Source organism: Brevibacterium yomogidense (assembly GCF_900163715.1).
Taxonomy (GTDB): Bacteria; Actinomycetota; Actinomycetes; order Actinomycetales; family Brevibacteriaceae; genus Brevibacterium; species Brevibacterium yomogidense_A.
Map to the genome: position 1 here is coordinate 100,512 of NZ_FWFF01000019.1, position 23,646 is coordinate 124,157.

At 67.6% G+C, this 23,646-nt stretch carries 23 protein-coding genes and 2 tRNA genes; 13 read left to right on the plus strand and 12 right to left on the minus strand.

Translation table 11 applies throughout. The features are described 5' to 3' along the window. Positions 1 to 356 precede the first annotated feature (356 nt). Positions 357 to 902: a M48 metallopeptidase family protein gene (locus FM105_RS12150; RefSeq protein ID WP_256970380.1), complete on the plus strand. Its 546-nt coding sequence runs from the start codon at positions 357 to 359 to the stop codon at positions 900 to 902. 1 nt (position 903) lies between these two features. Here FM105_RS12150 and FM105_RS12155 read toward each other — a convergent pair whose 3' ends face one another. Next, positions 904 to 1,680: an NUDIX domain-containing protein gene (locus FM105_RS12155; RefSeq protein ID WP_143275885.1), complete on the minus strand. Its 777-nt coding sequence runs from the start codon at positions 1,678 to 1,680 to the stop codon at positions 904 to 906. Continuing rightward, entirely contained in the window at positions 1,562 to 2,920 is a 1,359-nt protein-coding gene (locus FM105_RS12160; RefSeq protein ID WP_087008626.1) for a zinc-dependent metalloprotease, read from the minus strand. Before FM105_RS12160 ends, FM105_RS12155 begins: the two co-directional genes overlap by 119 nt. A 199-nt stretch (positions 2,921 to 3,119) precedes the next feature. Here FM105_RS12160 and FM105_RS12165 point away from each other — a divergent pair, with 199 nt between their 5' ends. From FM105_RS12165 to FM105_RS12190, 6 genes are all read left to right on the plus strand, one after another. Then, positions 3,120 to 4,286, plus strand: a complete 1,167-nt coding sequence (locus FM105_RS12165; protein WP_256970381.1) for a YlbL family protein — start codon at positions 3,120 to 3,122, stop codon at positions 4,284 to 4,286. A 91-nt stretch (positions 4,287 to 4,377) separates the two neighbouring features. Beyond that, positions 4,378 to 7,431, plus strand: coding sequence for a UPF0182 family membrane protein (locus FM105_RS12170; RefSeq protein ID WP_087008628.1), 3,054 nt, complete (start codon positions 4,378 to 4,380; stop codon positions 7,429 to 7,431). A gap of 158 nt (positions 7,432 to 7,589) precedes the next feature. Next, positions 7,590 to 7,663, plus strand: a tRNA-Met gene (locus FM105_RS12175). A 153-nt stretch (positions 7,664 to 7,816) separates the two neighbouring features. Then, positions 7,817 to 8,413 (plus strand): TetR/AcrR family transcriptional regulator, encoded by a 597-nt coding sequence (locus tag FM105_RS12180; RefSeq protein ID WP_087008629.1) that lies wholly within the window; start codon positions 7,817 to 7,819, stop codon positions 8,411 to 8,413. Next, positions 8,413 to 8,772, plus strand: a complete 360-nt coding sequence (locus tag FM105_RS12185) for a DoxX family protein (protein WP_179207183.1) — start codon at positions 8,413 to 8,415, stop codon at positions 8,770 to 8,772. Before FM105_RS12180 ends, FM105_RS12185 begins: the two co-directional genes overlap by 1 nt. A gap of 102 nt (positions 8,773 to 8,874) precedes the next feature. Then, a tRNA-Cys gene (locus FM105_RS12190) sits at positions 8,875 to 8,945 on the plus strand. A 128-nt stretch (positions 8,946 to 9,073) separates the two neighbouring features. On the opposite strand, the gene FM105_RS12195 is transcribed toward FM105_RS12190, so the two are convergent. Both FM105_RS12195 and FM105_RS12200 read right to left on the minus strand, forming a co-directional pair. Further along, on the minus strand, positions 9,074 to 9,514 hold the full coding sequence (locus tag FM105_RS12195) for a hypothetical protein (RefSeq protein ID WP_087008631.1): 441 nt from the start codon (positions 9,512 to 9,514) through the stop codon (positions 9,074 to 9,076). Positions 9,515 to 9,587: 73 nt separating this feature from the next. After that, positions 9,588 to 11,783: an MMPL family transporter gene (locus FM105_RS12200; protein ID WP_087008633.1), complete on the minus strand. Its 2,196-nt coding sequence runs from the start codon at positions 11,781 to 11,783 to the stop codon at positions 9,588 to 9,590. 135 nt (positions 11,784 to 11,918) lie between these two features. Here FM105_RS12200 and FM105_RS12205 point away from each other — a divergent pair, with 135 nt between their 5' ends. Both FM105_RS12205 and FM105_RS12210 read left to right on the plus strand, forming a co-directional pair. Further along, positions 11,919 to 12,491, plus strand: coding sequence for a MarR family winged helix-turn-helix transcriptional regulator (locus FM105_RS12205; protein ID WP_087008636.1), 573 nt, complete (start codon positions 11,919 to 11,921; stop codon positions 12,489 to 12,491). Between the two features lie 141 nt (positions 12,492 to 12,632). Continuing rightward, a complete protein-coding gene (locus tag FM105_RS12210) occupies positions 12,633 to 13,622 on the plus strand; it encodes an LLM class flavin-dependent oxidoreductase (RefSeq protein ID WP_087008638.1) in 990 nt (329 codons plus the stop codon). A 33-nt stretch (positions 13,623 to 13,655) separates the two neighbouring features. Here FM105_RS12210 and FM105_RS12215 read toward each other — a convergent pair whose 3' ends face one another. Continuing rightward, complete coding sequence (locus tag FM105_RS12215) at positions 13,656 to 14,294, minus strand: ATP dependent DNA ligase (protein WP_087008640.1); 639 nt, start codon at positions 14,292 to 14,294, stop codon at positions 13,656 to 13,658. 22 nt (positions 14,295 to 14,316) lie between these two features. Between FM105_RS12215 and ku the strand changes: the two genes are divergently transcribed. Then, the gene (ku, locus tag FM105_RS12220; protein ID WP_256970383.1) at positions 14,317 to 15,372 is read left to right on the plus strand and encodes a non-homologous end joining protein Ku; all 1,056 of its coding nucleotides are present in this window, start codon (positions 14,317 to 14,319) and stop codon (positions 15,370 to 15,372) included. A gap of 8 nt (positions 15,373 to 15,380) precedes the next feature. Here ku and FM105_RS12225 read toward each other — a convergent pair whose 3' ends face one another. After that, complete coding sequence (locus FM105_RS12225) at positions 15,381 to 16,409, minus strand: Rv2578c family radical SAM protein (protein ID WP_087008642.1); 1,029 nt, start codon at positions 16,407 to 16,409, stop codon at positions 15,381 to 15,383. A 205-nt stretch (positions 16,410 to 16,614) separates the two neighbouring features. Here FM105_RS12225 and FM105_RS12230 point away from each other — a divergent pair, with 205 nt between their 5' ends. Continuing rightward, positions 16,615 to 17,163: a YceI family protein gene (locus FM105_RS12230; protein WP_087008644.1), complete on the plus strand. Its 549-nt coding sequence runs from the start codon at positions 16,615 to 16,617 to the stop codon at positions 17,161 to 17,163. 161 nt (positions 17,164 to 17,324) lie between these two features. Here the strand turns inward: FM105_RS12230 and FM105_RS12235 are convergent, their stop codons facing one another. Genes FM105_RS12235 through FM105_RS12255 form a run of 5 tightly spaced genes read right to left on the minus strand, consistent with a single transcriptional unit; the run spans position 17,325 to position 22,323 of the window. After that, a complete protein-coding gene (locus FM105_RS12235) occupies positions 17,325 to 18,581 on the minus strand; it encodes an aminotransferase class I/II-fold pyridoxal phosphate-dependent enzyme (RefSeq protein WP_087008719.1) in 1,257 nt (418 codons plus the stop codon). A gap of 56 nt (positions 18,582 to 18,637) precedes the next feature. Further along, positions 18,638 to 19,426, minus strand: coding sequence for a histidinol-phosphatase (gene hisN, locus FM105_RS12240; RefSeq protein ID WP_087008646.1), 789 nt, complete (start codon positions 19,424 to 19,426; stop codon positions 18,638 to 18,640). A 60-nt stretch (positions 19,427 to 19,486) separates the two neighbouring features. Next, the gene (gene rsgA / locus FM105_RS12245; RefSeq protein WP_087008648.1) at positions 19,487 to 20,509 is read right to left on the minus strand and encodes a ribosome small subunit-dependent GTPase A; all 1,023 of its coding nucleotides are present in this window, start codon (positions 20,507 to 20,509) and stop codon (positions 19,487 to 19,489) included. Positions 20,510 to 20,524: 15 nt separating this feature from the next. Beyond that, positions 20,525 to 21,826 (minus strand): 3-phosphoshikimate 1-carboxyvinyltransferase, encoded by a 1,302-nt coding sequence (gene aroA / locus FM105_RS12250; protein ID WP_087008650.1) that lies wholly within the window; start codon positions 21,824 to 21,826, stop codon positions 20,525 to 20,527. Beyond that, complete coding sequence (locus tag FM105_RS12255) at positions 21,826 to 22,323, minus strand: DoxX family protein (RefSeq protein WP_087008652.1); 498 nt, start codon at positions 22,321 to 22,323, stop codon at positions 21,826 to 21,828. Before FM105_RS12255 ends, aroA begins: the two co-directional genes overlap by 1 nt. 175 nt (positions 22,324 to 22,498) lie before the next feature. Here FM105_RS12255 and FM105_RS12260 point away from each other — a divergent pair, with 175 nt between their 5' ends. Further along, entirely contained in the window at positions 22,499 to 23,107 is a 609-nt protein-coding gene (locus tag FM105_RS12260; protein ID WP_087008721.1) for a sigma-70 family RNA polymerase sigma factor, read from the plus strand. Beyond that, complete coding sequence (rsrA, locus tag FM105_RS12265) at positions 23,104 to 23,400, plus strand: mycothiol system anti-sigma-R factor (RefSeq protein WP_087008654.1); 297 nt, start codon at positions 23,104 to 23,106, stop codon at positions 23,398 to 23,400. Before FM105_RS12260 ends, rsrA begins: the two co-directional genes overlap by 4 nt. Before the next feature lie 156 nt (positions 23,401 to 23,556). Here the strand turns inward: rsrA and FM105_RS15060 are convergent, their stop codons facing one another. Beyond that, entirely contained in the window at positions 23,557 to 23,631 is a 75-nt protein-coding gene (locus tag FM105_RS15060) for a 50S ribosomal protein bL37 (protein ID WP_373404784.1), read from the minus strand. Between the last annotated feature and the right edge of the window lie 15 nt (positions 23,632 to 23,646).

Here is a 23,646-nt window from a genome sequence, read left to right on the forward strand (position 1 = left end):
CCTCTCGCGAAGCCCGTGAGCCTTCCCCTAGCCCACGAACCTCGGGTTTTCCGGAGGTATGACACACAAACCTAAGAGGCGCGCGCGACCCCGTCAACACGAGTATGCCCACATGCGGCGCGCAGCCTGTGGATAACGTGTTGACGACACGCGCAGCCCTGTGAGGATCGCTGTGGATGACACGCAGGATGGTACGAGAGGTGCCGCGGTCTGGTGCGGTTCGCGCTGTGGACGTCGATCGGCGCTGAGATTTCTCGAAAGTTTTTTCGTCCTCGTCGCGATCCGACCGTGGATCGAGACCCGTGATCCGGTGGAGCCGAGGACGCGTGTCCGTGGTCATGGCTACTGTGGCCGATATGGATGTGACAGAGGTGCTCGCGGCGATCGACGACGGCACGATCGTCGTGCGCCGCTCTGCGCGGCGGCGGAAGACGATCTCTCTGAAGCGGGAGGGTGAGAAATGGCTGCTCGCGGTGCCGCAGCGGTTCCAGCCGGAGCGCAATGTGGAGTCGATCGCGGCGCTCATCGCGCGGATGGAGCGCCGGGCCGTCCGCGCGTCGCCCGGTGACGGAGAGCTCCTGGCCCGGGCACTCACCCTCAACACCCGCTACTTCGATGACGGGATCGAACCGGTGTCGGTCGTGTGGGTGAGCAACCAGAACACGCGCTTCGCGTCGACGACGAGTGCACGTCGCACGATCCGGGTTTCCTCGCGGCTCTCAGCTGTTCCGGGATGGGTCCTCGACGCCGTCCTGGTGCACGAACTGGCGCACCTGCGACGCCCGGACCATTCGCCCGCGTTCCACGCCCTCACAGCGCGATACCCGCACACCCAGAAGGCCGATGTGTTCCTCGAGGGGTTCAGCTACGGCGAAGGCGCGCAGAAGCGGGAGCAGGGCTGAATCAGGACGTCCGTGCGTCTGTCTCCGTGCGCTGCAGGAGTGCGCGCAGATCGGTGCGGAGATCCTCCGCGGTGCCCTGCGGCAGCTTATCCACGGGCCACCATGCGACGTCGCCGATTCCGGCGTCGGTCGTGACGAGTGGGTGGCTGTGGGGCGCACTGGCGGCATAGAGGACGTCCAGGTGCGATGCGCAGGCCGCTGACCCCACGCTGAACGTCCGCACGGCTAGAGGCGCGGGGGACAGCCGCACCTGGTCCGACGCGGCATCGACGCCGGCCTCTTCCCGCAGTTCCCGCATCGCGGCGGCACGCAGGGAGGTGTCCGCGGCCTCGATGTGCCCGCCGAACTGCCTCCACTGACCGGATCGCAGGTGCAGGCCGAGTGCGATGAAACGCCGACCCGAGTCCGGTTCCCCTGACTCTTCGTCGATCCGCGACAGGAGTAGGCAGCTCGCCGTCACGTGGTGGGGTCCCGCGTCCTTGGCCAGGACGAGGGAGCCGTCCCGCAGCCCGGCCCGGGCCTCGGCCGCGAGTCGTCTCTCTTCCGGGGGGAGCCCGGACGACGACAGCGCAGCGGAACTCAGACCCGTGTCCAGCAGCGACTGCCCGTCCGCGGCACCTGCGCGAGCGGCACCTGCGTGCGCGGCACCTGCGTCCGCGTCACTCAGTGCTGCCGCCCTGGTCGTCGGCTTCGCGCAGGATCCGCTCCAGCGCTTCGTCCAGCGACGAGTCGGACGCCCAGTCAGTGGTGCGGCGCTCCTCGTAGCCCAGCGGGTCATCGAGGTCCTCGGTGTTCGGGAGGACGTCCGGGTGGCGGAAGACGCCATCGCGCGCCTCTGCACCGGACTTCTGCTCGAGGAAGGTGAAGAGAGCGGCGGCGTCGCGCATACGGCGAGGGCGCAGCGAGAAGCCGATGTGCGCGGTGAAGGATGCCTCTGCCTCCGATTCGGACGCCGCACGGCTGCGCAGTGCCTCACGGATCGCGTCGCGGTCCTCGAGCGCCTCGCACGCGCTGTAGACCACGACGTCGGACCAGCCGGCGATGACGGAGAGCAGATTCTCCAGCGCTGTGAGCGCCTCCCGTTGGGACTCCGTGGTCTGCGGAGCGAGGAGGCCGGACCGCAGCTCCTCGCTCATCCGCTGCATCTCCGACGGATCGCCGCTCGAGGCGGCGTCCTGGATGCGGCTGAGGTCGACTTCCACGCCGGCCGCGTACTTCGCGAGTGCGGTCTCCACGTGCCCGCTGAGCCACGGGTTCTTCGCGAACAGCCACAGGTGCGCGAGTTCGCGCGCCGCGAGCCAGATGCGCAGCTGGGACGGATCCACATCCATCTCCGCCGCGGCACCGGGGAGGTTCGCCTCGACGAGCACGGGGGAGTGGCCGAACAGCGGCAGACCGAACTCCGTGCCGCTCAGGACCGCTCCGGACAGAGCGGCGACGGCCTCGCCGATCTGCATGGCGAACATCGACTGGCCCATCGACGTGATCATCTGGCCGGCTCCGGACATCAGCTGCGCCATCTCCGGCGGCATCTGCTCCGTCAGTCCCTCGACCATCGACTCCGACATGTTCCGGCGGACGGGATCCGCGAGTCGGTACCACTCGTCGAGCGAGCCCTTGGCCCACGCCGCGCGGTTGAGCGCCTGCGGCTCCGACACATCGGCGGATGGATCCGTCACCCGCTCCAGCCACAGTTCGGCCAGGCGGAACGCATCGGTGGTGTTCTTCGCCAGGTCGGCGGTGATCGCCGGGTCAGGGGTGGGGACGTTCTGGTCGATGACGCGCTGGGTGGCGGCACGCGGGTCGCCGCCGGACAGCATGCCCTGGAGCTGGCCCATCATCCCCTGGAGCATCGCCGGGTCGAACGGCATACCGCCCTGTCCGCCGGCACCGAAGGGGGATCCCTGCGCACCCTGACCGCCCGGTCCGAACACCATGCCGAACATCTGCTCGAACGGGTTCTGGCCGCCGTCGCCGCTGTCGTCGTCCGGTGTCCGATCGTCGTTCTTGTCGCTCATGGCAGTCCCTGTCCGTCGTTCGTAGAAATGCTGTGCTCACCCTAACGTTCCCACCCTGTCGGATCCTTCCCGGAACGGCGCTTGCGCACGGTGTTCCCAGTCGGCTCCGCGCAGTCGCGGAGGGGCGGTGCCCGATTTCAGCGGGGCGGGTCACTCCACTACACTGATCTGGACGCAGAAGACTCTGGAGGTCCTTCACGTGAGCGCATCTCCGCCCGCACCGGGGCCGGTTCCCGCCGACGACGCAGTCGGCGGAGCATCGTCCCCAGCGGCAGCCGGAGACTCTCCGCGGAAGGGGATCCGCTTCTTCGCGTCACCGGGAATCTCCGGTCTCCTCCTCTACGCGCTCGTGTTCGTCCTAGCGCTCACGCCGGTGCCCTATCTTCTCCAGACGCCGGGCCCCGTCGTCAACACCCTCGAGCCCTATGAGGGCGTCGACCTGGTCTCGATCTCCGGCACCCAGACGTACGAGGCCGAAGGTACGCTCGACATGCTCACGGTGGCGGTGTCGGGAGGACCCGGCCGCGACATCTTCACGGCCCAGGCATTCTTCTCCCTGCTCAACGGTGTGGAGACGGTCGTGCCGTCGGAGGCGTACTACCCGCTCGACACGACCCGCGACCAGGTGTCGGACCAGAACAGCGCGGACATGATGTCGTCGCAGGATCAGGCGACCGCCGCTGCGCTGGGAGAACTGGACATCGACTACGACTCCGTGATCGGTGTGAGCCAGATCGTCCGCGGATCGCCGGCGGAGGGCGTCCTGCAGCCCGGCGACCACGTCCTCGCCGTCGACGGCGAGGACGTCGACGGGTCCGACGACGGGATGAGCGCCGTGCGCGAGGCCGTCGTCGCCGCGGACGGCGAGGTCCAGCTGACGATCGAGCGCGACGGGCAGACCGACGAGGTCGCCGTCGAGCCCGCCGAACCGATCGAATCGGACGGCCAGCAGTCGATCGGGGTCGTCATGTCCCCGGCGTACAGCTTCCCCTTCGACGTCGACTTCGCCGTCGAGGGGATCGGCGGCCCGTCCGCCGGCACCATCTTCGCCCTCACGATCATCGACATGCTCACGGAGGGCGATCTCACCGGCGACCAGGCCATCGCGGGGACGGGCGCGATCGATGCGTCCGGCACCGTGTCCCCCATCGGTGGGGCGCGGCAGAAGGTAGCCGCGGCCTCGGCCTCGGGCGCGGATTACTTCCTCGCCCCCGCAGGCAACTGCACAGAGGTCCTCGGCGCGCACGGCGTCGACGACATGACCGTCGTGCGCATCGACGACCTGAGCGCTGCGCATCAGGCGGTCACCGACATCGCAGAGGGCAGCACAGACACGCTGCCGACGTGCACGGACCCCGAATCGTGATCGCACAGAGGCCACGACCCGGATCCTCCGCACGGACAACCACGGACCGACTGAACACCACCAGTCGGCTGACAGAAACGAAAGGGCGAGTGTGAGCTTCTCAGCCAGACCCCCGCACCCGCAGGCACCTGCGAGCACCGGAAGCAGACGACCGTCACCGCTGCTCCTCACGATCATCGCGGTGCTTGCACTCGTCGCGCTGTTCGTGGCGTTCGCACAGGTCTACACGGAGGTGCTGTGGTTCCAGCAGCTCGACCGCTTCGACGTCTTCGCGACGGAATGGGTCGCGAAGGGCGTGCTCTTCGCGATCGGCTTCGTCCTCATGGCGGTGCCGCTCTGGTTCATGCTCTTCTTCGCCCACCGGTCACGGCCGACGACCGCGCCCTCGAATCCGCGGGAGGAGAACCTCGACCGCTATCGCGAGGCGGTGGAGCCGCTGCGTCGGACGCTCACCTACGCGATCCCCGCAGTGATCGGTCTGCTGGGCGGCGTCGCGCTGAGCGCATCATGGCAGGACGCGCTCATGCTGCTGAACTCGGTGCCGTTCGGAGTGTCGGATCCGCAGTTCCAGCAGGATGTGGGCCTCTACGTGTTCACGCTGCCGATGGTCAACATCCTCGTGGACTACCTGGGCATGATCGCTCTGCTCGCCTTCATCGCGAGCATCGTCGCCCACTACCTGTTCGGGGGTGTGCGGCCGCGTGAGACGCGCGGGTTCGACATCACGAAGAGCGCACGCATCCAGCTTGCGACCGTCCTCGCGGTGCTGATCCTGATCCAGGCCGTGCGCCTGTTCCTGTGGCGGTTCTCCCGGCTCACGGACGATTCCGGTCTGGTCACCGGCGCGACCTACACGGACGTGAACGCGGCCCTCCCGGCCATGCTCATCGTGTCGATCGCCGCCCTCCTCGTCGCGGCCCTCGTCTTCTCCACGGCGTACTTCAAGACGTTCCGGCTCACGGCGATCTCGCTGGGCATGCTGCTGGTGCTGGGCGGCGTCGCCGTCGTCGGCTTCCCCGCGACCATGCAGCAGTTCCAGGTCAACCCGTCGCAGCAGAGCCTCGAGTCGGAGTACATCCAGCGCCACCTGGAGGCGACCCGCAGCGCGTACGGAATCGACGACGTGGAGGTCATCCCGTACACGCCGTCGACGCAGGGCGAGTCCGGTGCCCTCCGCCAGGACGCGGCGACCGCGGCGAGCGTGCGACTGCTCGACCCCAACCTGGTGTCCGACACCTTCCGTCAGCTGCAGCAGACCCGTTCGTACTACGCGTTCCCCGAGCAGCTGGACGTGGACCGCTACGACATCGACGGCAAGAGCGAGGACACCGTCATCGCTCTGCGCGAGCTGAACCCGGACGCGCAGTCCGACAGCACGTGGGTCAACCAGGCAACGGTCTACACGCACGGCATCGGAGCGGTGGCAGCCTACGGCAGCCGTCGGGGAGCCGACGGGGAACCGGCGTTCTTCGAGGCGGGGATCCCGCCCAGCGGCGTGCTCTCGGACCAGAGCGAGTACGAACCGCGCGTCTACTTCGGTGAGCGCTCCACCCAGTACTCGATCGTGGGTGCGCCGGAAGGTGCGGACCCGGTCGAGCTCGACTACCCGGCCGATGAGGAAGAGGGCTCCGGGCAGGTGAACTACACGTTCTCCGGTGACGGTGGGCCCAGCGTCGGCAACTTCTTCAACCGACTGCTGTACGCGATCAAGTTCCAGGACGAGCAGATCGTGCTGGCCGACACGGTCAACGACGAATCGCAGATCCTCTACGACCGCACTCCGCGCGAGCGCGTGCAGAAGCTCGCTCCGTTCCTCGAGGTCGACGGCGATCCGTACCCGGCCGTCGTCGATGGTCGGATCAAGTGGATCCTCGACGGATACACGACGTCGGATCAGTACCCGTACTCGCGCCCGTCCGTCCTGCAGGAGGCCACGACGGACTCCACGACGGCGAACACCAGCGCGGTCGTGGCGCTGCCGGACCAGCAGGCGAACTACATCCGCAACTCCGTGAAGATCACGGTCGACGCGTATGACGGTTCCGTGGACATGTACGAATGGGACGACGAGGATCCGGTCCTCGATGCATGGATGAGCGTCTTCCCGGACCTCATCAAGCCGGCGTCGGAGATCTCCTCCGACCTCATGAGCCACATCCGCTACCCGGAGGACCTCTTCAAGGTCCAGCGCTCACTGCTCACGCAGTACCACGTGTCGAATGCGAGTGAGTACTACTCAGGTCAGGACTTCTGGACCCTTCCCGTGGATCCCACGACGGACCAGGAACAGGGCCTGGTGCAGCCTCCGTACTTCCTGACGCTGGAGATGCCGGGTCAGGAGCAGCCCGCCTTCTCGCTGACGTCGTCGTTCATCCCGCGTCCCACCCAGGGACAGACGCGCAACAACCTCACCGGCTTCCTCGCTGCGAATGCGGATGCGGGCGATGCCGAGGGTGAGGTGAGCGACGAGTTCGGCAAGCTGCGTCTGCTCCAGCTGCCGAGGAACACCACGTTCCCCGGTCCCGGCCAGGCGCAGAACAACTTCAACACCGAGCCGGAGATCCAGACGAGCCTCAACCTGCTCCGCCAGGGTGAGTCCCGCGTGGAGAACGGCAACCTGCTGACGCTGCCGGTGGCGGACGGTCTGCTCTACGTCCAGCCCGTCTACGTCCGGTCGGCGGGGGAGACCTCGTACCCGGTGCTGCAGCGTGTGCTCGTGGCCTTCGGCGAGCAGATCGGCTTCGCGCCGACGCTCGACGAGGCGCTCGATCAGGTGTTCGGCGGTGACTCCGGTGCGGAGGCCGGTGACTCGGACGCTGCCGGCGAGACGGAGTCCGGTGAGGCCGGCGGTCCGTCTGAGGGCGGCGAGGGCGATGGCGGCGGGGAGCAGCCCGCAGGCGTCGACGAGGCCCTTGATCGGGCACGCACTGCCATGCAGGAGGCTGACGAGGCGCTGACAGACGGCGACTTCGCCGCCTACGGCGAGGCCCAGGAGCGTCTGCGTGAGGCGCTCGAGGACGCGATCGACGCGGAGGGCGGAGACGCCGCCGCCGATGACGCGGCCGCAGACGGTGCACCGACGGAGTCGGCACCGGCAGAGGATGCGCCCGCTGCGGACGAGGCGGGGTCGGCCGGCGAGGGCTGATGCCCGCGTTCGGACTCTCCTGCGGGTGAGGAGCCCGCGCACTGTGGTCCCGGGCCCGTGATCCATCATCACGGGCCCGGGACCAGCGCATATGTGTCACGCATCACCCGCTGTCGATTTGGTGGTCACCCGGGGTTCACGTAGAGTAGTCATTGCAACGCGGGGTGGAGCAGTTCGGTAGCTCGCCGGGCTCATAACCCGGAGGTCGAGGGTTCAAATCCCTCCCCCGCCACAGAAGAGGAAAGGCCCCCAGCCACAGGCTGGGGGCCTTTCCGCATTCACCGATCCCTGGTTTCACCGATCCCTGGTGGTCGGGATGCGGGGCCGCTACAATGAACATGTTCACTGAACGTGTTCAGTCAGTGGTACCTGAGGGAGGCGGCCCATGGCCACGGCACGCGAACGGCTCAAGCAGGACACACGACAGAGAGTCCTCGATACTGCCGCGCGGCTGTTCCGAGAGCGAGGATCCGCAGACATCACGGTGCGGGAGATCGCGCAGGCCAGCGGTGTGAGTGCGGGAACGGTGATGACTGTCGGGGACAAGAACGCTCTGGTGGTCCACGCCTTCGACAGGCTGGTCGCCGCGGAGCATGCTCAACACGATCCCGGTGAGCCCGACGTACCGTCGGCCGCGACGTGCAGCGACCGTCTGACGGACTGTGTGAGGCCGTTCGTCGTGATCTTCACGAGTCAGCCGGTGCTCGCACGGGTATATGCCTCGATCCTGGTCACGGGTGAGCATGACTCGCACCTGTTCACAGACCTCGCGGACCGGCTCCGCGAGGAGTTCGCCCGAGCGATCACACGCCATGGGTGCACGCCGTCCGACAGCGCTCCCGCTGTGGCGAGTGCGCTGTACTTCGCATACGTGGGAGTGCTCTTCTCGTGGGCCGCGCAGAACTCGCACGATCCGAACGTGCTGCTCGAGCGGCTGCGTGCGGCGTTTGCCACCATCTGCACCTGTCAGGAGGCGCGCTGATGTCGATCATGCTGGATCCGTGGTGGCCGACCGCGGTGCTTGCGCTCGCTCTCCTCAGTGACGCGGTGATGTCGGTGCGACCGCCGGCGTTCATCCGGGACTGCCTGGACGGAGTGGGCTTCCCCCGTGAGTGGTGGTGGACCCTCATCGTCATCAAGATGCTCGCAGTGGTCGGCCTCGTCGCTGGGATCTGGGCACCGGGCATCGCATGCGCGGCCACTGTCGGGGTGGTCGGCTACTTCGTCTGCGCCGCGGCGGCACACATCCGTGCGCGGTTCACGGGAACTGCGTTCTGGGTCAACTGCCTGGGCATGCTCGCGCTGGGCCTCGCGTCGGTCGTGCTGACGTTCGTGGTCTGACCGGCGTTCGTGGTCTGAGACGCGTCGATCCGCCGCGTGGGCCGATCTGCTCGGGTCGGATCAGGAGCGATACCATCGACTGACGAGGTCCGATGGGCTTCCGGTGGAGTGACCGAGTGGCCAGGTCGCAGCCTGCAACGCTGCGTACGCAGGTTCGAATCCTGCCTCCACCTCTCCTCTTCTCCGTGCGTTTGCTCACCAACCTTGCCGCGCCGTGCCCGGGCTGCGAGTCGTTCGAATGGTGCGCACCCCCACCCCACGCGGAGGGCGATTCCTCAGCGTGAGGGGGAGGCGGCCGCCGTCACTTCTGCTTTTTCTTCTTCTTCGCGGTGGATCCGCCGACTCCGGCGATGAGCGCCACTGCGATCGCAGCCATCCAGGAGTCCTTGGCCAGGCCGGTGCCTGCACCGGACGGGCGGACTCCGTCCTCCTCCGTCTTCTCCGGGTCGCGGAAGTAGATGCTCAGCATTCCTGCGGAGAATCCGCCCAGTGCCAGACCGGCGAGGCGGTTGGGCACGACGGGGAGCAGGAGGGCGCCGCCCACGGCGATCTCGCCGAGTGCGAGGAGCTTCCCGAACTGCTGGGATTCCAGGTTCGCAAGAGCAGGGATGCCCTTGACTGCCTCCGCGTGGAGGTATCCGGCTGTGCCTTCGTCCATGTCGAGCTTCCCGATGCCCGAATTGAGGATGAAGGCGCCGGGCACGGAGCGCAGTGCGATGCTCGCGATCGAGGGGAGTGCCATGGGGAGTCCGCCTTTCGTGGTGCGACGAGTGTGCGCGAGCGGTCGTTCCGCTCAGTGCTCACCCTAGACGCCCTCAGTGACGTGGGCTTCGTTTCCCCTCCCGCTTCCCTCCCCGCGCGAGCGCGGACGGCCACCACACGGCAGGTCCGATGTCATGGACCAGAGCCGGGACGAGCAGTGCCCTGACGAGGAACGTGTCGAGCAGGACGCCGAACGCCACGATGAACGCGATCTGTGCGAGGAAGAGGATCGGGATGACAGACAGTGCGGCGAACGTCGCGGCCAGCACGACGCCTGCAGAGGTGATGACGCCTCCGGTCACAGCCAGCGCTCGGATGACACCGGGTCGAGTCCCATGCCCCAGTGACTCCTCCCGCACGCGGGTCATGAGGAAGATGTTGTAGTCGATCCCCAGTGCCACGAGGAAGACGAATCCGTAGAGGGGGACGGCGGGGTCGGCTCCGGGGAAGTCGAACACGTGGTTGAACACGAGCGCTGCGACTCCCATTGCAGTGCCGAAGGACAGCACGGTCGTGAGCACCAGCAGGATCGGAGCGAGCACCGATCGCAGGAGCACCATGAGGATCAGCAGGATGACCACCAGCACGATGGGGATGATGAGGTTCCGGTCGTGGATGGCCGCCTCATTGGTGTCCACCGCCGTGGCGGTCACTCCTCCCACCAGCACATCGGCGTCGGCAGAGGCATATGCCTCCCGCAGATCGCGCACTGTGTCCTGCGCGGCCGCGGAATCCGCAGGGTCGCTCAGAGTCGCCTGGAGCATGATGGAGCCGTCGACCTCGGTGGGCTCCGGCACCGGAGTGCCCGGAGGTCCGTACGCCCTGACTCCGTCCTCGTCGACGGGCGCGGAGCCCGCGTCGGCCTCGTCGGTGGTCACGGTGACGCCGTCGACTCCCGGGTTGTCGAGGAGTACATCTGCGGACTCCTGAAGGGAATCCGTGTCGGTGACGATGTAGGCGGGGCTTCCCGAGCCGCCGGGGAAGTGCTCGCCCAGAGCCGCCTGTCCATCGCGCGCCTCGGAGGCGCCCAGCACCAGTTCCGACTGAGGCACACCTTCGGCATCGAGTTGGGTGAGGCCCAGAGCGCCCACGAGCAGCAGGAGGGTCGTGCCGATCCAGATGCGTCGGGGTTTGCGCTCCACGACGCGCCCGATCCGCGCCCAGAACCCGCGCGTGGGCACTCCGCCTTCTGCCGCCACGAGCTCGGGCTCGAAGCGCGGACGGCGGGGCCAGAAGGCGGCCCGGCCGAACGCGTAGAGGATCGCGGGCAGGAGGGTGAGGGCGGACAGCATTGCGAAGCCTATGCCGATCGAGGCGACGGGCCCCAGCGTGCTGTTCGACTTGAGATCACTCAGGAGCAGGCACAGAAGGCCTGCGATGACCGTTCCGCCGGACGCCAGGATCGGTTCGACCGATCCCCGCAGGCCCTGCAGGGAGGCGGTCCACTTGTCCTCGTGGACGCGCAGCGCCTCCCGATAGCGCGCGACGTACAGGAGTGAGTAGTCGGTCGCCGCGCCGATGACGAGGATGAAGAGGATGCCCTGAGTCTGACCGCTCAGCAGGAGGACATCCGCCTTCGCCAGCCACCAGACGGTCAGCAGAGCGACAGTGAGAGCGAAGACACTCGTCGACAACACCGCGATCGGCAGGAGAAGGGAGCGGTAGACGACGATGAGGATGAGGAAGACTGCCGCGAGTGCTACTGCCAGCAGCAGCCCGTCGATGCCGGCGAACCCGGCTGCGAGGTCAGCGCTGAACCCCGCCGGACCGGTGACGAAGACCTCCACGTCGTCGGGCAGATCCGCGCCGAGCGTGTCCGAGACCTCCGCTACGACGTCACCCAGTTCCGCGTCGGAGCCGATCGGCACGAACGACTGGGCTGCGAGCCCATCGTCAGAGGGGATCACGGGAGACAGGTCGTCCTGGACACCGGCGATGTCGGGCAGCTGCGACACAGCCTCGTCGATGTCTTCCAGACGCTCGTCCGAGAGCTCCGTGTCAGAGGTGAAGACGACCACCGCTGGGATGGTGTCCGCATCATTGAACTCGCCCAGCAGCTCCTGCACCGCCGTCGCATCCGCGGATTCGGGCAGGTACGACGTCTGATCGTTGGAGGAGACCTCCGAGACCTTCCCGAAGTATGGCCCGCCCACTGCCGCGCCCGTCAGCCACAGAAGGATGAGGAGGGCGGGAAGGAAGACACGCAGCCAGCGGGGAACACGGCTGCTGGTTGGTAGGCGATGACTCATCTGCGACTCCTGGAATGGGTGGGGAGGGTCGACCTGGCGGCTTCCCAGGTGCACACTATACTGTCGGAATGACAATAGTAAACCGGGGGATAGTAGTGTGCGGCCGCGCTGTGCGCGAGTCGTAGGATGGCCAGCATGTCAGCACCAGAGTCCGGGACCGATGCCGTATCGGAGAACCTGTATGAGGTCGATGCGGCGGACCCGCTGCATCGCCTCGTCGATCGTTCCGGCATGTCGACCGATGACATCGAGCAGATCGGGCGACTCATGCGCGGGATCGCGGACCTTCGCGCGGCCGAGCAGCGCCTGACCGAGGCCTCGCAGAAGTACATGAAGCTGAGCCAGCAGGACATGCGTGCGATCCAGTACCTCATCGTGGCGAGCAACCGCGGGACGATGGTCACTCCCGGAATGCTCGCCGCCCATCTGCAGATCTCCGCGGCGTCGACCACCAAACTCCTCAACCGGCTGGAGCACGGAGCACACATCACGCGCGAGGTGCATCCTACCGACCGCCGCGCCTTCGTGGTGCGTGTGACGCCGGGGACTCTGGAGTCCGCGATGGACACCGTAGGACGGCAGCACGCGAAGCGATTCGACTCCGCGGCGCGGTTGACCGCTGAGCAGCGGGACATCGTCATCGACTTCTTCCGCGACATGACAGAGCAGCTGTCCCTGGATGACGTGGCGTGGGCCGAAGACATCTGACACAGATCTGCGTCCCCTCTCGGCAGCCTCGCTTCGGGGCTGCAAGCGCGGAATAGAAGGATGTCGCCGCGGGGTTGTGCTCGGCGAAGGTCGGCCCCGCGCTGGTCGACCTGAACCCCGCGATCAGAGGAGTACCCCGCTGTGCCCGTTCCCTTGAGCATTCTCGACCTCGTCTCCATCTCCGAAGGGTCGACGGCCCGTGACGGCATCGCCGCATCGGTGCGCTCTGCACAGCTCGCCGACCGCCTCGGCTACCGGAGGCTGTGGTTCGCGGAGCACCACAACACCGTGAACCTCGCTGCGAGTGCGACAGCACTGCTCATCGCCCACGCCGCCGAGGCGACGGAGACTATTCGTCTCGGATCCGGCGGCGTCATGCTCCCCAACCATGCGCCGCTCATGGTTGCCGAACAGTACGGGACCCTCGCGAACATGTACGGCGACCGGATCGATCTGGGCCTCGGACGAGCGCCCGGCACCGATCAGATGACCGCACAGGCGCTCGCGCGTTCGTCGGCAGAGCCCCAGGCGTTCGCTCAGAACATCTACGACCTGCAGGGATGGTTCGGTGAAGAGGGCCGGGCTCACACCACGCCGATCATCTCTGCCGTCTCCGCACACACGAACGTGCCGATCTGGGTGCTGGGTTCCACCGTGAACGGTGCTGCGATCGCAGGTCAGCTGGGGCTGCCGTTCTCGGTAGCCTCGCACTTCGCTCCCGACCAGATCGACCAGGCGATCCGCGTCTACCGCGAATCCTTCACGACGGAATCGCCGACCGCGCAGATCGATGAGCCCTACGTCATGGCAGGCATCAACGTGATGGTCGCGCCCACGGATGAGGAAGCGGCCTACGAGTTCACGACGGTCGGGCAGATGTTCATGGACCTCAGCTCCGGCGGTCGGCGCAAGCTCCAGCCTCCGATCGAGCCGGAGGCGTTCGCCGCTCGTGGCGGAAGACGCAATCCGATGCTGGAGATCAGTGCGGTCGGCTCCCCGTCGACTGTGAAGGGCCAGCTCGATGCCTTCGTCGAGCGCACCGGCGCCGACGAGCTCATCACCGTCACCTACGCGTACGATCCTGCAGTCCGCGACCGCACGCTCCAGATGCTGGCGGACGTCTGGTTCTGACTGCCGCGTGCCCAGATGCGAGAGGGCTGAGGCTCAGCCCTCCTCCCACGCCACCTCGTCGGGTTCCTTGTCGGGCCTGAGCCCGCGCCACACAGGGTGACGGAGTCGTCCGTCACGCGTCAGACCGCTGTGCCGCACCTCGCCGACCAGCTTCGGGCTCACCCACGTCGCGTCCCTGCGGTCCTCGGTGGGCACATCCGTCGCCGCCGGCGTCTTCCTGCGCATACGGGCCAAGCGGGTGTGGAGGGCGTCGAGCTCCTCGTCATCGAACCCGCTGCCGGCGCGACCCGCGTAGTGCAGCGTCCCGTCGATCGGCACCGCCAGCAGCAGGGACCCGAACGTGTGTGCGCGAGAGCCGTGGCCCTCGCGCCACCCGATGACGATGACCTCCTGGTGCTTCTCGTGCTTGATCTTCACCCAGTTCTCCGAGCGTCGACCGGACCGATAGTCACTGTCGACGTGCTTCGCGACGATGCCCTCCAGCCCCAGCTCCAGACTCACATCGAGCGCAGTGTGCAGAGGGACGCCGAGGTCGTCGGGCACCTGCACATGGCTGCCCGGCTCCAGCCGGTCGGTGAGCAGGCTGCGCCTCTGCGTGTACGACCGATCGCTACGCTGGTTGAACAGCAATGCTAGTACCGTCGAGGCACCTGCGACAGGGGTTGAGGACATGCGCGCGATCTAGTCGGGAACCGTGGCGTTCGGGTTGGTGAGCGTGCCCGTGAAGCTCTACTCCGCGACGCGCTCACACGACATCTCACTCCATCAGGTCCACGATGAGGACGGTGGTCGGATCCGCTACCAGCGCCGATGCGAGGTGTGCGAGAAGAAGATCGACTACGACCACATCGAGAAGGCCTACGACGACGGAGAGGACACCGTCGTCATCACAGACGAGGACCTGAAGGCGATGCCGGCGGAGGAGGAGAAGGAGATCGAGGTCGTGCAGTTCGTCCCCGACGAGCAGATCGACCCGATGATGTTCGAGAAGAGCTACTACCTCGAACCGGCATCGAAGAATCCGAAAGCCTACGCGCTCCTGCGAGAGACCCTGGAGGAAGCGGGTCGCACTGCGATCGTCACCTTCGCGCTCAGGTCTCGCACTCGGCTGGCGGCTCTGCGCGTGCGCGACGACGTGATCGTTCTGCAGACGATGCTGTGGGCGGATGAGATCCGGTCGTCCGACGGCGTCTCCAGCGGCGGCGAGGCGAAGATCAGCGCTCGGGAGCGGAAGATGGCCCGGTCACTCGTCGACCAGTTCTCCGAGGACTTCGAGCCGGAGCAGTTCGTCGACGAATACCAGGAGCAGCTGCGAACACTCATCGAGGAGAAGCTCGAGCACGGCGACGCGATCGACACGGACGCCACGTTCGGTGACGTCGACGAGGGCGAAGCAGAGGGCGGCGACGTCATCGACCTCATGGAGGCACTCAAGCGCAGCGTCGACGAGAGGCGGAAGAGCGCTCCGAAGAAGAGCGGTAGTTCATCGAAGAGCTCCTCCTCGAAGAAGGCTTCGGGCGGACGATCCGCAGGGAAGAAGCGGGCTGGCGCGACGTCGAAGGCAGAGTCCTCAGCGAAGCCCTCTGCGAAGAAGGGGTCCGCCAAGAAGGGCTCCTCGAAGACGGGCGCTGAGAAGAAAGCCTCCGCGAAGAAGGGCTCCGCGACGAAAGCCTTCGCGAGGAAGGGTTCATCGGAGGCGGAGGGCTCCTCGACGAAGAAGAGTCCCGCGAAGTCCAAGAAGAGCGCCTGAGTTCTCGGTCAGAAGAGCGCGGGCTGCGCTGTGCGCGGAGCGGTCGGGGCTGCGGGCGCTGGCTCCGGAGTCTCTTCATCGTTCTGACCCGTCAGGCCGTGGCGTGCTATGAGTGGGCTGATGCGCCGCGCGAGCATTCGTCGGTAGGCCTGAGGTGCGTACGCGGAATGTGCGTACATCCCGGCATAGGCGTCCATCACCTCCGGACGCTGTTTCCTCAACCATCCGAAGTACCACTCGCGGGCGCCGGGGCGCAGATGCAGTGCACCGTAGACAACGCGATGGGCGCCAGCCTCTGCGATGGCGGACAGTGCGTCATCGAGCTGCTGCGTGGAGTCGGTGAGGTAGGGGAGGACCGGCATGAGGAACACGCTGACCCTGAACCCAAGATCTGCCGCCGCCCGGACCGTTGCGAGCCGCGCTCTGGTCGAGGGCGTGCCCGGTTCGATCGACTGCTGCAGCTCGTCATCGAACACGGCGATGGACATCGCGAGGTCCACTGGGACCTCCTCGGCGGCCCGTGCCAGCAGCGGCAGGTCGCGGCGCAGGAGTGTGCCCTTCGTGAGAAGGGAGAAGGGGGTGTCGCTGCCGGCCAGTGCCTCGATGATCCCGGGCATCAGCCGGTATCGTCCTTCGGCACGCTGGTAGGGGTCTGTGTTGGTACCCAGAGCCACGTGCTCGCGTCCCCACCGCGGCCGGTTCACCTCTGCGGAGAGGACGTCGGCCACGTTGACCTTCACGACGACCTGCTGGTCGAAGTCGCTTCCGGAATCCAGATCCAAGTAGGTGTGGGTGTTCCGCGCGAAGCAGTAGACGCAGGCATGAGAGCACCCGCGGTAGGGGTTGACCGTCCATTCGAACGGCATTGAGCTGCGGGCGGGGACGCGGTTCAGGGCGGACTTCGCGCGCACCTCGTGGAACCGCATCCCCGCGAACTCCGGGACGGTCGTCGTCCGTAGGAGCCCGGGCAGCTCGAGTGTTCCCGTCGCACCGGCGATACCGGAGTCATCTGTTGTGCTCTGTGCGTTCCACCTCATAACAGGAATTAGAACAGGTGAACGAATATTGCGCAAGGGCGCGCGGCCCTCCGCGGATGCGCGGCCCTCCGTGAGCGGGCGCACCCGCCGGCCGCAGGGTGTGACCTGAATCTCTGCAGTGAAACCATGAAGCCCCTTGCGCATGGTTAAACTTTCAACTAATGTCTTAAATGTAGTCACACACACAACGACTTGAGGAGAAACAATGACTGCTCTGCCGAACAACCTGACAGCCGGAACCTGGAACATCGACGCCGTCCACTCGAAGTTCGCCTTCATCGCTCGCCACGCTGGCGTCTCGAAGGTCCGCGGCCAGTTCGACGTGATCGGCGGCGAGGTCGTCGTCGGAGAGGACTTCGAGAGCAGCACGGTCAGTGCAGAGGCCGACGCCTCCTCCATCACCACCGGCAACGAGCACCGTGACGGACACCTGCAGTCGGGTGACTTCCTCCTGGCCGAGGAGAACCCGAAGGTCGTCTTCGAATCCACCGGCATCTCGAACTTCGATGGCGAGGAGTTCGACCTGACGGGCAAGCTCACGATGCGCGGCATCACCAAGGACATCACTCTCAAGGCGGAGTTCGGCGGTGCGGCTGAAGACCCGAACGGAAACATCGTCTCGGGCTTCTCCGCCACCGGCCGCATCAACCGCAAGGACTGGGACATGAACTTCGAGGCCGTGCTCAAGGGCGGCGAGCTGCTCGTGTCCGACAAGGTCACCATCGAGATCGACATCGAAGCGGTCAAGGCCTGACACAGCTGCAACCAGCGATTGGAGCGGCGGACGCTTCCGCCTGAACCACGCAATGACGAAGCCCGAGGTGCTAAGCATCTCGGGCTTCGTCATTGCGTGGCGCGCCGGCACAGCCGGCCTCACTCAGCCTCGGCAAGCCGGCCTCTGCAAGCCGGCTCCAGTCAGCCGGCGAGCGTCTGCGCGTAGGCGCGGAACCGGGCCGCGGCCTCGGCGACGTCGTCGGCGGCCTTGCAGAACGAGTAGCGGACGACCGCGGCCATCGCGTCGGCGGTCGCGGACCCGGACTGGCACAGGGCGGGCACCGGAACGCCGGTGACGCCGACCTCGCGGGTCAGGCGCTCGTTCAGTGCGAATGCGTCCACGGCCGCATCCGTGAACCCCTTGAAGTCCACCAGCACGAAGTACCCCGATGCGGGGACCACGACCTCCGCCCCCGGGACCTCTCGCAGCGCCGCGACCAGGTCGTCGCGCCGTGCCGCGAGCGTCCGCCTGTTCTCCGCGAGGAACTCCGGATGCTCGATCAGCGCGTCGGCGATCGCGGGCTGGAGCGGCGCTCCGCTCGTGAAAGTGAGGTACTGCTTCACCGCGCGCACGGCCTCGAGCACGGCGGGGGAGCCGATCAGCCACCCGATCTTCCACCCCGTCGCGTTGAAGGCCTTGCCCGCCGATGACACGGTGACGACCCGGGAGCTGTCCAGCACCGCCGCAGGTGCCGTGTGGGTCCCGTCGAAGACCAGATGCTCGTAGACCTCGTCCGTGAGCAGCCACGCATCGACCGATTCGGCCAATGCCCCCACCCGGCGGATCTGCGCGGCATCGAGCACGAGGCCCGTGGGGTTGTGCGGGGTGTTCAGCAGCACGATCGAGGTGTTCTCGGAGAGCGCGTCCGCCAGCGCCTCGAAGTCGACCTGCACCGACCCGTCGTCGATCGTCAGTCCCACGGGACGCAGCCGTGCACCTGCGAGCGCGGCCGCGGCCGCGTACGAATCGTAGTAGGGCTCGAGCACGACGATGTCCGTGCCCCGCGGCGCGAGCGCGACGATCGTGGCCGTCAGCGCCTCCGTCGCCCCCGCCGTCACGAGGACGTCGGCGGCTGCGACGTCGTGGCCCCAGTCGCGCCGACGGTGCATCGCGATCGCTTCGCGGAGTGCGGGTACCCCTGAGGGCGGGGCGTACTGATTCGCACCCGCGCGCATCGCCTCGTATGCGGCGTCCAACAGGAACGCGGGTGCCGGATCACCCGGTGCGCCCTGACCCAGGTTCACCGCATCGTGCGACGCGGCCAGCTGCGTCATGCGTCCGAACACCGTCTCCTGGACCTCGCCGGCGGCGCTCACGAGGCCGGCCGCCTCGGACATCCGATGCCAGACCGGCTGCTCGCCCTCCAGACTGCCGGGCGCTCCCGTGTGATCGGTCATGCTGCGGTCCGCCGTGCTGTGATCCGCCATGCTGTGTTTCTCCGTGCTGCGTTCCGTCATGAGCGCACCCCGATCCGGTCGATCGCTGAGTCGTGGAGGGCTCCGTTGCTCGCGACCGCGTCCGCACCGAACGGACCAGGGACCCCGTCGAGGCCGGTGAACCGTCCTCCGGCCTCCAGGACGATCGGGACGAGCGCGGCCATGTCGTAGAGCTCCAACTCCGGCTCCGCGGCGATGTCCACGACGCCCTCGGCCACCATCATGTAGGACCAGAAGTCACCGTAGGCGCGCGTGCGCCAGACGTCGTCGAGGAAGTCCAGGAACCCGTCGCGCAGCCCGCGCTCCTTCCATCCGCTCAGGGAGGAGTACGACACCGAGGCGTCGGCCAGGTCTCCGACCTGCGAGACCTCGATCGGCTGCGGCGGGCCGCCCGCCGTCGTGCGGTGCGCTCCACCGCCGATCCGGGCCCACCAGCGCAGGCCGAGGGCCGGCGCGCTCACCACGCCCAGGATCGGTTCGGTCCCGTCGTAGAGGCCGATGAGCGTCGCCCATACGGGGACTCCGCGGACGAAGTTCTTCGTCCCGTCGATGGGGTCGATGATCCAGCGGCGGCCGGTGTCGTCCCCACGGGACCCGTACTCCTCGCCCAGCAGCGCGTCGTCCGGGCGCCGGGTGGCCAGGACGTCCGACATGTGCTGCTCGACGGCGCGGTCGACCTCTGTGACGGGGGAGAGGTCGGGCTTCGACTCGACCGTGAAGTCATGGGCGGTGAAGCGCGGGAGCGAGATCGCGTCGGCGGCATCGGCCAGTTCGAGCGCGAGCGTGAGATCGTCTGCGGTGGTCATGGGTCAAGTCTAGGGAGCCGGACGGCTCCTCGCGCTCGTGTCCGCGTGGTGTGCACGCGGTCACGTGAGGTTGCCCAGCAGTCTCCGCAGGGACCTGAGGCGGCGCGTGCCCGCGGGACCGGCCGCGCCGGAGGCGACCCAGGCGTCGAGTGCGCAACCCGCCGCGCCCTCGGCGTGCGTGCAGCCGCGCGGGCAGTCTGCGGTGGCCGGGGTCAGCTCCTCGTACGCGGAGACGACGGCATCGGGGTCGATGTGGGCGAGGCCGAAGCTGCGGACCCCCGGAGTGTCGACCACCCAGCCGCCCTGCGGCAGCGGCAGCGCCCACGTCGACGACGACGTGTGACGGCCCGAACCGGTGTTCTCATTCACGGAGCCGGTCGCACGGTCCGCACCGGGCACCAGGCGGTTGATGAGGGTGGACTTGCCCACGCCGGAATGGCCGAGCAGCACGCTCTGCCGATCTGCGAGGTGGGGGAGGAGAGCGTCCGTGCGCGGCAGGCCGGCCTCATCGAACCCGCACTCGACGATCTCCACATCGACATCCGCGAAGCGCTCACGGATCTGATCGGCCGGCGCCAGGTCCGTCTTGGTCACGGCCAGCAGCGGCCGGATCCCGGCGTCGAACGCTGCGACGATGGTCCGATCGAGGAAGCCCCACGACGGCTCCGGATCCGCGGTCGCCGTGACGGCCACGAGCGTGTCCGCGTTCGCGACGACGACGCGCTCTGTGGGATCCGTGTCGTCGGATGACCGGCGCAGGACCGTCGTGCGCTCCTCCACGGCGACGATCCGGGCCAGGGATCCGTCGTCGCCGCTCGTGTCGCCGACCATGCTGATGCGGTCGCCCGGGACGATGGCACGGCGGCGCAGGTGGGCGGCCCGGACGCAGGTGACGACCGGGGCCTCGGCGGAGGCGGACGCCAGGTCAGTGCCGGCGATGACGCGGTAGCGGCCCCTGTCGACCGACACGATGACCCCGCGCACCGCATCCGCATAGTCCGGACGCTGCTTGGTGCGCGGACGGCTGCCGCGCCGGCTGGGGCGCGGACGGTACTCCTCGTCGCTCGTGATGACGCGACCCATATCCGGTGTGAGCGCTCAGGCGCCCACGGCCTCCGTCCACAGGTCGACGAACGACGGCATGGTCTTCGACACCGTGTCCGGGTCGTCGAGCACCAGACCGGGTACGCGGAGGGCGACGATCGCACCGGCCATCACCATGCGGTGATCGTGGTAGGTGCTCCAGACCGACGGGGTGTGCGGGGGCGAGCGGAACGTGAGGGTGTCGGCACCCTCGTCCACGACGGCACCGGCCTTCGTGAGCTCCGTCGTGAGGGCGGCCAGCCTGTCCGTCTCATGACCGCGCAGATGGCCGATCCCGCGCAGCGTGCTGGTGCCCGTGGCGAAGGCGGCGACCGCCGCGGTCACGGGGGTGAGCTCGCCGACGTCGGACAGATCGAGGTCGACCGCCGGCAGCTCTGCGGGTCCGGTCACCGTGAGCCCGTTCCGGTCCTGCTCCACCTGACCGCCGAAGGCCTCTGCGACGCGCCGGAACTCGTTGCCCGCCTGCGTGGTGTGGACGGGCCAGTGGGGGATCGTCACGCTCCCGCCCGTCACGAGTGCCGCGGCGAGGAACGGGGCGGCGTTCGACAGGTCCGGTTCGACGATGACGTCGAGTCCGCGCGGCCTGCCCGGCTGGACGACCCAGTGCCCCGGCTCCGGCTCCTCGACGAGGACCCCCGCATCGGACAGCACCTCGACGGTCATGTCGATGTGGGGCCGGGACGGCAGCGTCTGTCCCGTATGCGTCACCTCGACGCCGAGGTCGAAGAGGCTCCCGGAGAGCAGCAGTCCGGAGACGAACTGGCTCGAGGCCGAGGCATCGATGCTCACGTGCCCGCCGCGCATGCCCTGCGGGGCGTCGATGCGAAACGGCAGCCGACCGTCCGACGAATCGATGGTGGCACCCAGCGATTCGAGCGAGTCGAGGATGGTCGACATCGGCCGTGTGTACGCCGTCTCATCGCCATCGAAGTGCACGGGCCGACCCGTCGCCGCGGCCAGGGCCGGGACGAAGCGCATGACCGTGCCGGCGAGTCCGCAGTCGACGGCGAGCGGCGAACGATCGCCGCCGGCCGGGGATCCGAAGGGGATGGGGGAGATCCGAAGAGCGCCGCCCTCATCCTCCTCGACGCCGGCGCCCAGGCTGCGGACGGCCTCGATCATGAGGGTCGAGTCGCGGCTGACCAGCGGATTGCGGATGACGGACGGGGAGTCCGCCGCCGCAGCCGTGACGAGATAGCGATTCGTGAGGGACTTGGAACCGGGGACCGTGACGGTCGCCCGGACCGGTCCGTGCGCGGCAGGTGCCGCCCAGCGTGACGCCTCAGGACCCGCCATCAACGCTGGGAGACGGCGTCGACGGCCTTCGCAGACGTCTTCTCGATGTTCTTGCGGAGGTCCTCTGCAGCGTGCTGCGCGCGCCATACGAGGCCGGGACGACCGGCGGTGTCGACGCTCGCGAGCAGGGCACCGCCCAGCATCGACGTGCGCATGAGCAGGTTCGCGCGGCGCTCGTTCTTCTCCTCCTTCGTCGCGGCGCGGTCCTTGTTCAGGACCTCTCCGGCGAGGTCGAGCACGTAGGTGCTCACGAGCACGGTGGAGGCGGCGCGGGGGAAGCGCCCGATCGCCAGCAGCGCGCCTGCGGCCACCTGGGCGGCACCGGTTGCGCGGGCGATCGTGTCCGCGCCGACCGGCACGTCGACGACCCGGCGGGCGACTGCGAGCACGGCCTCCGTCGAATCCACGGATGCGTGCGGATCGCGGACGCGGGCGATGCCGTTCGCGATGTACGCGCTGGCGAGCATGGGACGGGCGAGGAGTCGGACAGGGTTCACGGTGGATCCTTCCGTGCAGGGAATTGCGGTCTGCGGCTCAGCATATCGTTCCGACGGCCCTGTGGGCCCGGCGACCGGAATACTCTCTCAGGGCGCGGCGTTTCCCGTGCATAAGGAGGTGGCCGTGCCGACTGACACGTGTGAACGGGTCGCGGACCCCGTACGATGGGATCTGATGACTGAGACTGCCCAGACGCCTTCGGCGGAGACTGACGACGAGCGCCACGAGCGATTCGAGCGCGATGCGCTGGAATATGTGAACCAGCTCTACGGTGCTGCGCTGCGCATGACGCGCAACCCGGCAGATGCCGAAGACCTGGTGCAGGAGGCCTACGCGAAGGCGTACGCGGCCTTCCACCAGTACACGCCGGGGACCAACCTGAAGGCGTGGCTGTATCGGATCCTGACGAACACCTTCATCAACAACTACCGCAAGAAGCAGCGTCGTCCGCAGGAGTCGAGCGGCGAGGGCGTCGAGGACTGGCAGATCCACCGGGCTGCCGGGCACACGTCCTCCGAAGGCCGCTCCGCTGAGCTGGTCGCCCTCGACTACCTGCCGGACTCCGACGTGACGGACGCACTGTCCGCGCTGCAGGAGGACCGCCGGATGGTCGTCTACTACGCGGACGTCGAAGGGCTGCCCTACAAGGAGATCGCAGAGATCATGGGCACCCCGATCGGCACGGTGATGTCCCGCCTGCACCGCGGTCGGCGTCAACTGCGGGAGATGCTGGCCGACTATGCACGCGAACGCGGCTTCGGAGTGTCGAAGGAGGAATCATGAGCGCGAGCGATGAAGCGTACGACGGTCCCTGCCCCGACGGCGCACGAGCGCGCAGCCTGGAGCGGATCTACCACTACCTCGACGGTGAGCTCGAGTCGCACGAGATCACGAAGATCCAGGCGCACCTCGACGACTGCACCGACTGCAGCAGCGAGTTCGAGATCGAAGCACTCCTCAAGGAGCTGGTCCGGCGCTCGTGCACGGCCGGTCAGGCGCCGGAAGGTCTGCGGGAGAGGATCCAGCAGCGGATCGTCGTCGAACGGCGCACCACAGTGATCCGCCGCATCGGCTGACTGCTGCGCTGGCTGGGCGGACCAGTACTGCTCGAACCAGTACCGCTGGGCGACCACCAGCACCACCGGAACGCGACGAAGGCCGGGAGACCCTCAGGGTCTCCCGGCCTTCGTCAGATCTGCGCCGCGCGGTGGATCACCGGACGCGGCGGGCGATCATGCGTTGGGACGCTTGCCGTGGTTGGGACCGCGCTTCTTGCGGTCGCGGCGCTTGCGTGCACGCTTGCTCATGGTTCACTCCTTCTT